This window comes from Bacillus aerius (genome assembly GCF_029894105.1).
Taxonomy (GTDB): Bacteria; Bacillota; Bacilli; order Bacillales; family Bacillaceae; genus Bacillus; species Bacillus altitudinis.
This window is the reverse complement of sequence record NZ_JARYHO010000001.1, coordinates 3182200-3195926: the sequence shown is the minus strand read 5'-3', so window position 1 is coordinate 3195926 and position 13727 is coordinate 3182200. Positions and strand designations below refer to the sequence as shown.

Below are 13727 nucleotides of genomic sequence, written 5' to 3'. Positions count from 1 at the left end.
TGAACCCCCTCCGAAAGAGGGGTTTTCCTTTTATTGCACATCTTCCTTTGGCATTAAGTTACTGAGGTGCGTTAAATCCTTTAAAATATGAGTGCTGCTACTATCGAGCAGTACTTTTAAATAACGGATATCACCATACTTCGGATGAGACGGATGAATGGCCTCTAGCTCCTTGATCATATCGCTGTTCATGCTTTTCTGTTTCTGTATAAGGTCTAAAAGCGTTTGCGCCGTGTGGTTAGCATTATGATGATCTGTCAAAATAATTACCCCCTATAATGATAATCACCATCTTTTCAACATATTTTAAAGGGTAATCCATGAAGAATCTACACTTAGGTGCAAAAAGAAAGAATTTGTGTCTAAGGTCATATGTAAATCGAATGAGTTTGAAACTTTTTATACGCCATAAACGTATGAGTTAGAAAGGAATTTTCATCATGAAGGAGCGAATATATATGAACAGAGATCAGTCGATCATTGCATCTATTTGTTATTTTAGTGTATTTTTCATGCCGTTTATTGTACCGATCGTGGCATATTTTGTAGTGGATCAAAAGGAAACGAAACGGCATTCGCTGCGTGCATTGTGGTCACATGTTTTGCCAGTCGCAGCGTGTGTGCTGCTGGTTTTTGGAGCTATCCCCTTTTTATTGACGACACAGGCAAGCGACTCACTCGTTCCAGTGTTCACCGTACTTATCTTGTCCTTTTTAGTCGCCATTGGCTTTTTGATCTCTGTCATTTGGAATATCATTCAAGGTATTAAAGTGCTTCAATCCATCAAATCGTAGGAGGGCTTTGTATGAATGAAAAAGAACGCATTTTAAAATTAGTAGAAGACGGGACATTATCTGCAAAAGAAGCGATTACGCTGCTTGAAAAACTAGAAGAAAATCAGTCCATTTCACTAGAAAAATCAACGGCTGATCATACCTTTCATGAAGAAAAAGCTGGCACAGAGAATAAAGGAACTGGTACTGAAAACCTCGGTGCAAAGCTGTTTGGATGGTTAGATTCGGCGGTGAAAAAGGTCAAAGATGTAGATCTTGATTTGAACTTTGGACAGTCCGTCGACGTTGAACACATTTTTCAATTCAAAGACGCGGCACTGTCTCATTTAGATATTCAATTGGCAAACGGCAGTCTCAATTTGATGCCTTGGGATGATGGGGATGTTCGGGCAGAGTGTCATGCGAAAATTTACCGTGCAGAGGATGGAGAGCAGGCAAGACAGCAATTTCTTCAACATTTGGATTGCGGGCTTGAAGGGGACAAATTTTTTATCCGAACTGAAAAGAAGACCATGAAGGTCAATGTCACCCTGTATGTACCACGTATCCAATACGATAAAATCAAAGTCAAACTGTTTAATGGACCGATTCGCGGGGAAAAGCTAAAGACAAAAGAACTGGCTGCAAAAACAACAAATGGCGTCGTCTCTTTTGCCTCTTTACAAGCAGAAAAAGTCGGAATTGAAACAGCAAATGGACAAATCAAACTGGCTGATCACGAGTGTGGTATGATTGAAGTAGAAACCATTAATGGGCTCATTGACCTGCGCGGGAAAAGTGAATCAATTGATGCACAGAGCTTCAATGGGAACATTGCTGTTCAGCTGTCAGATGAGAAATGCCGTTCGATCTATGCAAAAACGACAACAGGCAGTGTGGACGTTCAGATTCCGCGTGCTTGTGCAGTGACTGCGGAGCTGAAAAGCAATCTCGGATCGATCTCTCATGAGCTGCTTGATGCAAATATGATTAAAGAGAAAAATGAAACGCTGCAAAAAGAGAAAATGATCAAAGCCAATCAACAGGCGGAGCACAATATATCCATTTTTGCAGAAACAAAAACAGGCTCAATCCAAGTAAAGCACCAATCAGACAAGGAGTGATTCTACATGAAGAAGCTTTATCGTTCAGCGACAGATAAAAAAATAGCGGGTGTTGTCGGTGGACTTGCTGAATACTTAAGTGTCGATGCATCCCTGCTTCGTATTTTAACGGTGATCATCGGATTTATGACAGCATTTATGCCGATCTTCTTGATCTACTTCATCTGGTATTTTGTTGTTCCGGAAGAAGGCACTAACTAAATGCTTAGATGGATCGTTAGTATTTTCGTCAATGCATTACTTTTAATCGTCATTGCTGGATATTTTGATTCAGGCATTCTGCCAGGCCTTGGTAGTGTGTATATTGAAGGCTTTGGCGCAGCGATTGTAGCAAGTATTATTTTGTCCTTGCTCAATATTTTAGTGAAGCCGTTTTTGATCATTTTAACGCTGCCAGTGACAGTACTTTCACTAGGATTGTTCCTCTTTGTCATTAATGCCATCACACTGATGATGACCTCAAGCTTTATGGGAGATAGTTTTAACATTGATGGGTTTGGAACGGCCATTTGGATGGCTGTCATTTTATCCATTTTCCATCTGCTCATACAGAAAGGAATCGTGGAACCGTTAGCGAAAAAAAGCTAACGGTTTTTTTGTGTGAATTTATATCGTTTCCCCGTTCCATCTGTCATAAAAACCGTCTTCAGGAGACACAATATCCGAAGGGAGGCGGTGCACGATGGTGAATGTGAGCAGACAAATCATTCTTTTGTTTTTTTTGAGCATTCTTTTTTGTTTCAGTCAGCCTGCTTCAGCAGGATCTTTGACACAAACACAAGTGAACATACGAAATAAGCCCTTTTCACCTTTTATCTTTGATCAATTTCAAGTAGATGTCCGTCCGGTTCAAGGAAAAAAACGTGATCTTCAATTTAGGGCATCTATTAGTCAGTCAGAGCAAATTTTGTCTGCAAACTTGTACTATAAACAGAGTGATGAGCTAGGATATCGATTGATCCCAATGGAACGATTGCCGGGGATGAAACCAGAATTCACAGCGAAAATCCCGACAGATCAATTGTGGAATCCAACAGTTCATTACTATACAGAATTCCTGACGCAGAAGTCTGTCATCAAAACAACCGAACAAGCAGTTCACTTAAACGGATTTGAAGAGGATCTCTCACAAATTCCTGAGCTATTGATGACAGAAATCGTCGTGAATTCAAAAAACCGCAAAGGCAAGGATGCTTTTGAATTCATCGAGGTGTATAACACAACACATGCACCCATTTCACTTCGACATTACCAGCTTCGCTATCGCAATCCAGCGCAAGGCGTGGAGATGGATGATATATATTCATTTCACACAAGTCCTATCACCATTTCTCCTGGAAAGCCGTACGTATTTTGGCTTAGAAAAAAAGGGCAGGAGCATTTAACGGTAGCGGACTTTAATGCGATGTACAAAAGCCATTTAAAAGAGGGCGAGCAACTATCGGTCATTGAGAGTAAAGGATTGTCCAATTCTAAATCCCGCCTTGTTTCTATCACAACAAATATAGGAGAAGAGGTATCGTCGGCATCCTATCGTTTAAAGCCTTCATTGTTTAGCGAGCACAGATCGTTACTGTTCAAGTATCCAATGGATGGTACGACACAAATGAAGCTGATCTCGAAAGTGGAGGAAGAGCCAACACCCGGAAAAGTGTTAAAAGCACAAATTCCAACTGAAAAAAAAGAAATATCACAAGATGTTCATAAACCTGTGATCGAAGATATGACAGACAATCAACCGATAAAACCAACTGAAGGCATTGAAATGAAAGCAGATGTGCAGGATGATCAGTCCGTCAAAACGGTCAAATTGCGATATCGAACCAATCGTCATGAAGATTTTAAAGAGGTGCTGCTTCAAAAGGATCATAATGATCGGCTGTTTCACTATATTATTTATTCACCTGAGCTCATCGGTAAAGATCGATTGGAATATCAGATTGAAGCGTCTGACGGCGAAAATCAAGCAATGACAATGAAAAAAACAATTGATGTGGAACAAGTAAGCAAAGCTCACGGCCTTCGATTGAATGTAGAAGAAGGAGATACGGTTTCTGGCGTATTTCACTTAAAAGCAACAGCAGATCAGAAAAAAAGCATAAAATTAATGATAGATGGAAAACCAATTCGACAAGTATTCCCTGCACTTGAAGCAGATCCATATCTTGCATTTGATGTCAAAGGGACAAATTTATATTTTAAGAATGGTGTGTCTATAGGTAAGCACTTACTTTCCATTTTTGATGATTCGACAAAAGTGTATCGCACCTATACGATACCAATACCAGAAAAACATTTAGAAAAGGCAGGTCCACAAACGATATCATTCCATGCTGGGACGAAGTCATCGCCGTTTGACCGATTTCCTGGAGAAAATCACGATGATTTTGAATTGAAAAATGTCCAGATGATTTTATCGAATGGAACTCAAATTCTGCCTCTAAATGCGAGCCAGCATGAGGAATGGAAAATGGGCGATGGTGGCAGCGCTAAGAAGGTAAGAGCATTTCAGTTTCTAATCCCGAAGCAAGCATATGCTTCAAGCTATATTCAGTGGGATACAAGAAGGCTGAAAGAAGGAGTACATGTTGTTCAGGCTAAAACCGCAGACGAATCTCAATCTGTACGTGTGAAAGTCGATAACACGGGTCCGAAAATCAAGAGTAATATACAGGCAAATGACCAATATAAAGGCGTCTTTACGTTAAAGGCAAAGGTGACGGATCGTTGGAGTGACATAGCGGAGATGAAGGCATATTTAGATGGAAAACCGATCTCTTTGCCTTATCAAACGTCCTCTAGCGAATTAGAACCTGGAGAACACACATTGAAGATAAAAGCAAAAGATGCCGCTGGAAACAAATCAACTTTGAAAAAGGTTTTTAAGACGGTACATGAACACCCTGAAACGCCAGAGAGAGTGTCAGATAGGACAAAAAAGGAATCATCTAAGCAAACAGTGCTAACCAATGATCCTACTAATGATCAGTTAGATTACTCCTTTTACCGTGCCTATCAATATACATCGCTGCATCCGTCCATGAAGATTTTCAAATATGCAGCGGAAACAGAGCCGCCAAAACATTTAAATGAAACAGGGGAAATGATTTTTTCTGATCGAGAAAGAAATCGCATTGCATTTGCTGATGGTAAATCAGTGGAAACGAAAGATCTACAGCATTTTCCTTATCATCGCTTTCAAATCAAGGTTCATCACGATGTACGTGAAAAGGATGTTGTCGAGGCTGTATGGAAAGGAAGCTCATTATCAGGGAGAAAGGTAACGATGTACGCTTGGAATCATCAGCAAGAAAAGTGGGATAAAATCACTCATCACTTTGCCAAGGATGAAAAGGAATTTTACCTAAAAGGGCTGCTGTCAGTCAGACAGTATATGAAAAATCAAACGTTTGATTTGCTTGTACAAGATGAGATCAGTCAGACGTTAAAACCTTATAAGATGGTGTGGATGTCTGATACTCAATATTATGCCAGAAGTTATCCTCATATCTTCAAAAAAATGGTCGAGTGGATCAGAGATCAAAGGGACCCATTAAATATTCAATATGTGTTCCATACAGGTGATATTGTGGATGATTCAAAGGATAAGCAATGGAATCGTGCCGATACATTTATGCGTGTGTTAGATCAGCATCAGATTCCTTACGGTGTATTAGCTGGTAATCATGATGTCAGACACAAAGACGGCCATTATAGGGAATATGGGAGATACTTTGGAGCGAAACGCTTTGAAGACAAGCCATATTACGGTGAATCCTATCAAAACAATCGAGGTCATTATGATCTTATCTCTGCTGGTGGCAATGATTATATGATGGTGTATATGGGCTGGGGGATCAAGCAAAATGAGATTGACTGGTTAAATCGAGTCATTTCTGAACATCCAGATCGAATTGTCATTTTAAATTTCCATGAGTATTTGTTAGTGAGCGGCAATCGAAGCCCAATTGGAGGTTTGATCTTCCATCAAGTGGTAAAGCGTCACCCGAATATTGTCGCAGTATTTAGTGGCCACTACCACGGAGCCAGTCGAAAAGTAGATGAGATTGACGATGATCATGATGGAAAAGTGGACAGAAAAGTATATCAAATCCTTGCAGATTACCAGTCAGGTCCTGAAGGCGGTCAAGGTTTTATGCGGCTGATCACTGCGGATCAAGAAAAAAATAAGCTTCATTTCACCACATACTCACCCTACTTGAATCAAGAACATTTTTATGATCCAAAAACGTATGGAGATCAAGATGAATTTTCAATTGATGTCGATTTAACACCAAAAATGAAATCCGTTAAAACCAATTATTTTGAATTGAATGTCTACACAAACGTTCTTCTTGGAGAAGTCAAAGGTGTGAAAAGTGGTAAAAAAGCAACCTTTGAATGGAAAGGGTTAAAGCCAAATCAAGAATATTATTGGTACACTGTCGCAAAAGACCGTTTCGAAGGGAAAGCGATTTCGCCTATATGGAAAATTCATACAAAAAATGATGATCAATCAACATTTCTTAGGAAATAAAAAACTGTGCTTTCAGGAGCACAGTTTTATCTTTCCATTGTGTGAGTGAGCTTGTATCGATCCCCTCTATAAACGGACATGACATACTCGAATGGAAGGTCATTTTGAAAATAAGTTGTTCTTGCAATGGAGAGAACAGGGTCCCCTAATGAAATAGACAGCACGTTAGCTTCTTCCTTTGAAGCAACATTGGCTTCAAGCTCCTGCTTGGCATGGGCAATGGTTAGACCTGTGTTCGCTTCTATATATTCATATAAAGATCCAGTTAAATGGTCCTTTGTGAGCTCGCCAGCAAATTTTTCAGGAATATAACTCGTTTCAATAGCCATTGGTTCATCGTTTGCAAGGCGGATTCGTTTTAATTCATAGACATCTTCACTGTTCGACAGCTGTAATGATTGCAGCAAGTGCTCTGGGCATGCGACTTTTTTGAAATCAATCAACTGACTTGAAGCTTTGAGCCCACGTTGACGCATATCTTCTGTAAAGCTTGTTAAGCCTTGAAGCGGTTGTTCAAACTTCTTTCGGCTAACAAATGTTCCTTTTCCTTTTTGCCGGTATAAATATCCTTCGTTCACAAGGTTCGATAAGGCTTGTCTGACAGTCATTCGGCTAATACCAAAGCGTTCGGCATATTCTCTTTCAGAAGGAATGAGTGTATCAGGTGCTAACGTTCCATCCTCAATCTGCTTTTTCAAGTTCTCCATAATCTGATGGTACATGGGGATAGGTGACTGCTTATCAATAAACATGTGAAAATCCTCTCGTGTTTAGCGTAGTGAACCAGCTTCTCGATCAATAAAAATCGTCACATCTTCATGAAGTTTCAGAGCAGATGCAGGGAAGTCTGGGTGAATCTCTGTTCGTTCTAAATATTGTATCACGTCCGCTTTTGATTTTCCTGATGCGAGAAGGAGAATTTTTTTACTTGAAAGAATGCTTGCAATTCCCATTGTAATGGCATGTGTAGGCACCTCATCAATAGAAGAAAAGTATCTTGCATTGGCTTGGCGAGTGTGTTCATCTAATTGGACGACATGCGTCTTTGAGTCAAAGGGAGTACCAGGTTCATTAAACCCGATATGTCCATTTTGTCCGATACCAAGTAGCTGAAGGTCAATGCCCCCTAAATCTTCAATGAGCTGATCATATCTTAAGCACTCTTCTTCCAAGTGAGAAGCAGCACCATTGGGGAGGAAATATTGATCTGATGGGACATCAATATGGTCAAATAAATGACGCTTCATGTAAGTCATATAACTATTTTCATGATTTTGATCAATTCCCACGTACTCATCCAGATTCACTGTTCTTGCTTGTTTGAAAGATAATTGTTCTGTTTGATGCAACTGAATTAACTCTTTATAAGTGTCAATTGGTGTACCGCCAGTTGCCAGACCGAGAACCGCATCTGTTTTTGATTTAATGGTACGTGCAATGAAAGCAGCAGCTGCTTTTCCTAATTGATCTTTATCTGCAAATTCGATGATGTTCATCAGTGTGTGGCCTCCTTTTTTTCATAAACGATTTGTCCATGGCAGATCGTCATCATGAGTTCGCCAGCTTCATTCCAAATGACCAAGTCTGCCAGTTTTCCAACTTCGATCGAACCGAGCTGATGATCGATCCCGAGCTGAGTGGCTGCATTTGTTGAGGTCATTTGAGCAATTTCTGTCCATCCACATTGTGTGATCTGTCTCATACGTTTGACCCCATCTTTCATTTGTAAAATCGATCCTGCAAGTGTTCCATCTGCCAGCAATGCTTTTTCACCGCTGACTGTCACAGTCTGCCCACCAAATTCGTAGGTTCCCTCTCCAAGTCCTTTTGCACGCATTGAGTCTGTAATCATGATCAAACGTTCACTACCCTTTGCCAAATACGCAAGCTTTACGGAAAGAGGATGTGAATGAATGCCATCTGTAATCAGCTCAGTCAAAAGCTTTTCGTTTGTAAGCGCAGCCCCTGCAACATTTGGCTCACGATGCTGAAATGAACTCATCGCATTATAAAGATGCGTGACATGACGCGCGCCGTGCTTTGCTGCTAGTTCAATCATGTCATGAGGAGCATTTGTATGTCCAATAGAAGGAATGATATTTTTTTCTTTTAGCAGGGAAAGAAATGCAAAATCAGTATCTTCCTCAGGTGCAAAAGTGACAATTCGAATCAGCTGATCTGATGCACTCAGCCATTTCTCAAAAAGAGGAAGGTTAGCCTGTGTAATCCATTGAGCAGGCTGCGCTCCAGCTTTATCTTTAGAAATAAAAGGACCTTCTAGATGAATGCCTAAACATTGTGCCTGACTTCCAGCTTGCTTTTTATTATAGGGTCTCCACTGTGCGACATTTTTAAGTGCTTGCTCAATCTCTTGATGATTTTGTGTAATGGTTGTTGCTAAAAAGCTTGTCGTTCCTTCTGCGGGTAAGTGATCAGCAAGTGTATTCATGGCTTCTGGTGTCGCATCCATCATATCTGCACCATATCCCCCATGGATGTGAATATCAATCATTCCGGGGAGTAAATAAAAGTTTTCCCGGGAAATATATACTTTTTCATAATTTCCTGTCGGCGGTGATGTTGAAATATAGTCGATCTTGCCATCGCGTAAACCGACAAAACCGTTTTCAATGATTTCTGTCTTTGTCACAATATGAATATTGGAGAGCAATAAAGAACTGCTCATGATTGTGCCCCCTTATTCTCGTCGTTAGATTCAGTTTACCTTTTTTAAGTATAGTTGTCTATACCAGTAAATGTGATGAAACAGGATCAGGATAAAATACTATTTTGGGTTCATCATTGAAAGTGATAAAATAGAGCTGTATTTCTGAAACGCCTGCGATAAAAGGAGGAAGAAGCGTGCCGAAAGTTCGTACGAAGGACATAATGGAACAATTTCATCTTGAACTGGTAAGTGGGGAAGAAGGGATTAATCGTCCCATTACAATCAGTGATCTTTCCAGACCAGGTATTGAAATGGCTGGATATTTTACATATTACCCAAAAGAAAGAGTTCAACTTTTAGGGAAGACAGAGCTTTCTTTTTTTGAACAGCTCCCAGAACGCGAACGAAAGCAGAGAATGATGTCTCTTTGTACAGATATTACCCCTGCCATCATTTTGTCACGAGATCGTGAAGTACCAAAGGAATTGATCGAAGCATCAAACGAAAATGGAGTGCCGGTTTTACGCTCAAGCTTAAAAACGACAAGACTTTCGAGTCGATTAACGAACTTCTTAGAAAGCAAGCTTGCACCAACGACTGCGATTCATGGCGTACTCGTAGATGTATATGGTGTAGGTGTGCTGTTAATTGGAAAAAGTGGCGTAGGTAAAAGTGAAACGGCTTTAGAATTAGTGAAGAGAGGACACAGGCTGGTTGCAGACGATTGCGTGGAAATTAGGCAAGAGGATCAGGATACGTTAGTTGGAAGCGCACCAGAGCTGATTGAGCACCTTCTAGAAATCCGTGGATTAGGCATTATTAATGTGATGACCTTATTTGGAGCGGGCGCTGTCAGAAGCTATAAGAGAATTACGATTGTTATGAACCTTGAGCTTTGGGAACAAGGCAAACAGTATGACCGTTTAGGACTTGAGGAAGAAAAAATGCGGATCATCGATACAGATGTACCAAAGCTGACCATCCCTGTACGTCCGGGACGAAATTTAGCGGTCATCATCGAGGTAGCTGCAATGAACTTCAGATTGAAACGAATGGGACATAATGCAGCGGAACAATTTACAAGTAAACTTGCCGATGTCATTGAAGACAATGGCCAGGATGAATAGGAGCTGTCTATATGAATGAAGCAATTCAACCAATTGATCCGATTGCTTTTCAGCTCGGACCTATTTCGGTTCATTGGTATGGTGTGATTATTGGGGTCGGAGCGCTGCTTGGACTCTGGCTCGCATTAAGGGAGTGTGAAAAAAGAGGCATCAATAAAGATATGTTTATTGATCTCATCTTATTTGCCATTCCTATCGCTATTATTTGTGCACGAATTTATTATGTATCCTTTGAATGGGATTATTATCAGCAGCACCCAAGTGAAATCATCAAGATTTGGAATGGCGGAATTGCCATACATGGTGGACTGATAGGAGCAGTGCTGACAGCGATTGTCTTTACTAAAGTGAGAAAGGTGTCCTTTTGGAAAATCGCCGATGTCGCAGCGCCTAGTATTTTACTAGGGCAAGCCATCGGGCGCTGGGGGAACTTTATTAATCAGGAAGCGCATGGTGAGGCTGTTTCAAGAGCCTTTTTAGAAAATTTGCACCTGCCTGAGTTTATTATTAATCAGATGTACATTGACGGGACCTACTATCACCCTACGTTCTTATATGAATCATTATGGAATATCGCAGGCGTTTTGATATTAATCTTATTACGTAGAACATCATTGCGTCGAGGCGAAATGTTCTTGTCTTATTTAATCTGGTATTCAATCGGTCGTTTCTTCATTGAAGGAATGAGAACAGACAGCTTAATGCTGACTGAGCACCTTCGAATTGCACAGATGATTTCAATTGCCATATTTGCAGTGGCTGTTTTGCTGATTGTGTTTAGAAGAATCAAGGGATATGCATCTATACCGTATAAAGAGAACAACTCATCAAATTAAGCAAGGGGGATAAGAGATGGGGGAGACATGGAAAAACGGCTTGAAAGCAGGGTTATCGACAACTTGGACACTTGGAAAAGTCATTTTTCCGGTTACCATTCTCGTTAGTATCTTGCAGCATACACCTGTGATGGATTGGATTATACAATTCATCCGTCCATTTATGGGTCTGTTTGGTCTTTCAGGGGAAGCGGCCATTCCGCTTGTTTTAGGAAATATGCTGAACTTGTATGCGGGTATTGCAGGCATCTTGACATTAGAGCTGCCTGTGAAGGAAGTGTTCATTTTAGCGGTCATGCTCTCTTTTTGTCACAACTTGATCATCGAATCAACAGTGGCGGCGAAGGTTGGGCTGCGGGTGTCTGTCATTTTGCTAGTCAGAATCAGTCTTGCCGTCGTGTCAGCAATTGTCATTCACCTCGTTTGGCAGGGAGGCGAGGAGCCGGCGCAATATGGTTTGCTGACAGCTGCTCAGTCGGCTGATGTGCCTTCTAGCTGGTATATGATCGTACTTCTTGCTTTACAGAAAGCTGTTCTTGGTGTGCTGCAGCTGGCTTGTATTGTCATTCCTCTCATGATCATCATTCAATTCATGAGAGACTTAGGGTGGCTCCATACGCTGTCTAAGTGGCTGTCTCCTTTTACGAGAATGCTTGGAATGAAAGAAAATACGTCTATGACGATGGTGGCTGGTTTGACCATTGGTCTTGCCTACGGGGCAGGCGTCATGATGAAAGCAGTGGAAGAGGACGGTGTCAGCAAAAAGGATTTAACGCTTGCTTTCATTTTCCTTGTGGCGTGTCATGCGGTGGTCGAAGATACACTGATTTTCATTCCTTTAGGTATTCCAGTCTGGCCGCTTCTTCTTATTCGCCTTATTTCTGCTATTTTATTGACAGCTGCCATCAGCTATATTTGGCGGAGGCGGGAACATGCAGCTGTTAGAAAGGAAGCTATATGAACCAATCAACTATTAACACAGTGCTATTTGATTTAGATGGCACATTAATCAATACAAATGAATTAATTATTGCTTCATTTCAGCATACGCTTGATCATTATTACCCTGGTCAATACAGCCGTGAGGATATCCTTCATTTCATTGGTCCATCATTATTTGATACATTCTCTGCAATGGATCCGAATCTGACAGATGACATGATCCAGATGTATCGAACGTTTAATCATGAACAGCATGACCTGCTTGTGACGGAGTACGAGACGGTGTTAGACACGTTGAAAATCCTCCAGGATCGAGGGTTTAAGCTTGGTATTGTTACAACAAAAATCCGTGATACGGTCTTAATGGGATTAAAGCTGACTGGATTGGAGCCATTTTTTGAGGTCATTGTCACACTTGATGATGTACAAAATGAAAAGCCGCATCCAGAACCAGTTCAACTGGCATTATCCAAGCTCGGCAGTGATCCGCATGAGGCGATCATGGTTGGTGATAATTATCACGACATTTTATCTGGTCAAGCGGCAGGGACGAAAACAGCAGGTGTTGCTTGGTCTATTAAGGGAGAAGAAGCCCTGTTAAAGCATCGCCCAGATTATATGCTGCAGAAAATGAGTGATCTCTTGGCGATTGTTGGAGCTGATTAAGTTGAGAAAAACAGATCGTTATCCTGTCAAAGGGGTCAATTCGCTTAGACAAGTCTATCGGACGGTCCCCTTTCTCAAGGTTGTGAAAAACTTTATCTTTATTCAAATGGCAAGGTATACGCCTTTTATGGGAATGAAAAATTGGATTTATCGCACCTTCCTTCGGATGAAAGTCGGGGAGGATACGGCGTTTGCTTTAATGGTGATGGTCGATCTCATGTTTCCTGAGAAAATCACTGTCGGCCGAAATAGTGTGATTGGTTATAACACAACCATTCTGTCCCATGAGTATTTGATTAAAGAGTATAGGCTTGGGGAAGTCTATATTGGTGATGAAGTGTTAATTGGGGCAAATTCAACGATTCTACCTGGAGTGACAATTGGTGATGGTGCGATTGTATCGGCAGGAACTCTTGTGAACAAAGATGTTCCGGCAGGCTCCTTTGTTGGAGGAAATCCAATGCGGATGATTTATACGAAAGAGGAAATGGAAGCACGTCAATCTACGTCTGCTGAGTAGCTCGGCAGACTTTTTTGTTGAAATTCTAATATGGTGTAACTATAATGATTACAACAGAGGTGAGAAAACATGAAAATCAGCAGCAGATTTACTGTCGCTGTCCATATTCTGGCCTTGCTATCACTTGAAAAAGGTTCTTTACAGACATCGGAGGATATCGCAGGAAGTGTCAATACAAATCCAGTGGTGATTCGCCGTATCATGAGTAAGCTCAAAAAAGCAGGCCTAATCTCAACGAGTCTTGGCAAAGGCGGTTCTCAATTGAATCGCAGTGAAGATGACATGACACTGCTCGATGTGTATAAAGCGGTTGAAGTTGTGGATGAGGGAGAGTTGTTTCAAATTCATGAAAGCCCAAACCCTGACTGTCCGATCGGTGCAAATATTCAAGCTGTACTAGAATTAATTTTGTGCCGTGCTCAAAGTGCGATGGAGCAAGTGCTTGCTGAGATCAAATTAAGTGAACTAACGCAGGTTTTAATCAAAAAAATTGGATGATCTATTCAATTTTTTTTACCTCTGTTGTAACTGTCG

The 13727-nt window shown here is 40.9% G+C and carries 15 protein-coding genes; 11 read left to right on the top strand and 4 right to left on the bottom strand.

Annotation, left to right across the window (positions count from 1 at the left end):
* Window positions 1-30 precede the first annotated feature (30 nt).
* Window positions 31-261 (bottom strand): hypothetical protein, encoded by a 231-nt coding sequence (locus M2353_RS16670; RefSeq protein ID WP_008348188.1) that lies wholly within the window; start codon window positions 259-261, stop codon window positions 31-33.
* A gap of 197 nt (window positions 262-458) precedes the next feature.
* On the opposite strand from M2353_RS16670, the gene M2353_RS16665 reads away from it, so the two are divergent.
* The 5 genes from M2353_RS16665 (at window position 459) to M2353_RS16645 (ending at window position 6434) form a co-directional block, all read left to right on the top strand.
* Window positions 459-794, top strand: coding sequence for a hypothetical protein (locus M2353_RS16665; RefSeq protein WP_008348186.1), 336 nt, complete (start codon window positions 459-461; stop codon window positions 792-794).
* Between the two features lie 11 nt (window positions 795-805).
* Window positions 806-1897 (top strand): DUF4097 family beta strand repeat-containing protein, encoded by a 1092-nt coding sequence (locus M2353_RS16660; RefSeq protein WP_007500040.1) that lies wholly within the window; start codon window positions 806-808, stop codon window positions 1895-1897.
* Between the two features lie 6 nt (window positions 1898-1903).
* Window positions 1904-2098, top strand: a complete 195-nt coding sequence (locus M2353_RS16655) for a PspC domain-containing protein (RefSeq protein ID WP_008348183.1) — start codon at window positions 1904-1906, stop codon at window positions 2096-2098.
* Window positions 2099-2485 carry a phage holin family protein gene (locus tag M2353_RS16650; protein WP_007500042.1) on the top strand — a complete coding sequence of 129 codons (387 nt, stop codon included), beginning with the start codon at window positions 2099-2101 and terminating at the stop codon, window positions 2483-2485. It begins immediately after the preceding gene.
* Between the two features lie 94 nt (window positions 2486-2579).
* Window positions 2580-6434: a lamin tail domain-containing metallophosphoesterase family protein gene (locus M2353_RS16645; RefSeq protein ID WP_284725749.1), complete on the top strand. Its 3855-nt coding sequence runs from the start codon at window positions 2580-2582 to the stop codon at window positions 6432-6434.
* Window positions 6435-6460: 26 nt separating this feature from the next.
* Here the strand turns inward: M2353_RS16645 and M2353_RS16640 are convergent, their stop codons facing one another.
* The 3 genes from M2353_RS16640 to nagA are packed head-to-tail and all read right to left on the bottom strand — an operon-like array spanning window position 6461 to window position 9120.
* Complete coding sequence (locus tag M2353_RS16640) at window positions 6461-7186, bottom strand: GntR family transcriptional regulator (protein ID WP_041507821.1); 726 nt, start codon at window positions 7184-7186, stop codon at window positions 6461-6463.
* 18 nt (window positions 7187-7204) lie between these two features.
* Window positions 7205-7930, bottom strand: a complete 726-nt coding sequence (nagB, locus tag M2353_RS16635) for a glucosamine-6-phosphate deaminase (protein WP_284725748.1) — start codon at window positions 7928-7930, stop codon at window positions 7205-7207.
* Window positions 7930-9120, bottom strand: a complete 1191-nt coding sequence (gene nagA, locus M2353_RS16630) for an N-acetylglucosamine-6-phosphate deacetylase (protein WP_203143705.1) — start codon at window positions 9118-9120, stop codon at window positions 7930-7932. Before nagA ends, nagB begins: the two co-directional genes overlap by 1 nt.
* A gap of 176 nt (window positions 9121-9296) precedes the next feature.
* Here nagA and hprK point away from each other — a divergent pair, with 176 nt between their 5' ends.
* The 6 genes from hprK (at window position 9297) to M2353_RS16600 (ending at window position 13691) form a co-directional block, all read left to right on the top strand.
* Window positions 9297-10229, top strand: coding sequence for an HPr(Ser) kinase/phosphatase (gene hprK / locus M2353_RS16625; RefSeq protein ID WP_003212943.1), 933 nt, complete (start codon window positions 9297-9299; stop codon window positions 10227-10229).
* Window positions 10230-10240: 11 nt separating this feature from the next.
* Window positions 10241-11065, top strand: coding sequence for a prolipoprotein diacylglyceryl transferase (gene lgt, locus M2353_RS16620; protein WP_041091637.1), 825 nt, complete (start codon window positions 10241-10243; stop codon window positions 11063-11065).
* Window positions 11066-11081: 16 nt separating this feature from the next.
* Window positions 11082-12026: a nucleoside recognition domain-containing protein gene (locus tag M2353_RS16615; RefSeq protein WP_041091638.1), complete on the top strand. Its 945-nt coding sequence runs from the start codon at window positions 11082-11084 to the stop codon at window positions 12024-12026.
* Window positions 12023-12673 (top strand): pyrophosphatase PpaX, encoded by a 651-nt coding sequence (gene ppaX / locus M2353_RS16610; RefSeq protein WP_017357895.1) that lies wholly within the window; start codon window positions 12023-12025, stop codon window positions 12671-12673. The genes M2353_RS16615 and ppaX overlap by 4 nt, the downstream gene beginning before the upstream one ends.
* Window position 12674: 1 nt before the next feature.
* Entirely contained in the window at window positions 12675-13193 is a 519-nt protein-coding gene (locus tag M2353_RS16605) for an acyltransferase (protein ID WP_017368116.1), read from the top strand.
* Window positions 13194-13262: 69 nt separating this feature from the next.
* Window positions 13263-13691: an Rrf2 family transcriptional regulator gene (locus M2353_RS16600; protein ID WP_024719891.1), complete on the top strand. Its 429-nt coding sequence runs from the start codon at window positions 13263-13265 to the stop codon at window positions 13689-13691.
* The last annotated feature ends 36 nt before the right edge of the window (window positions 13692-13727 follow it).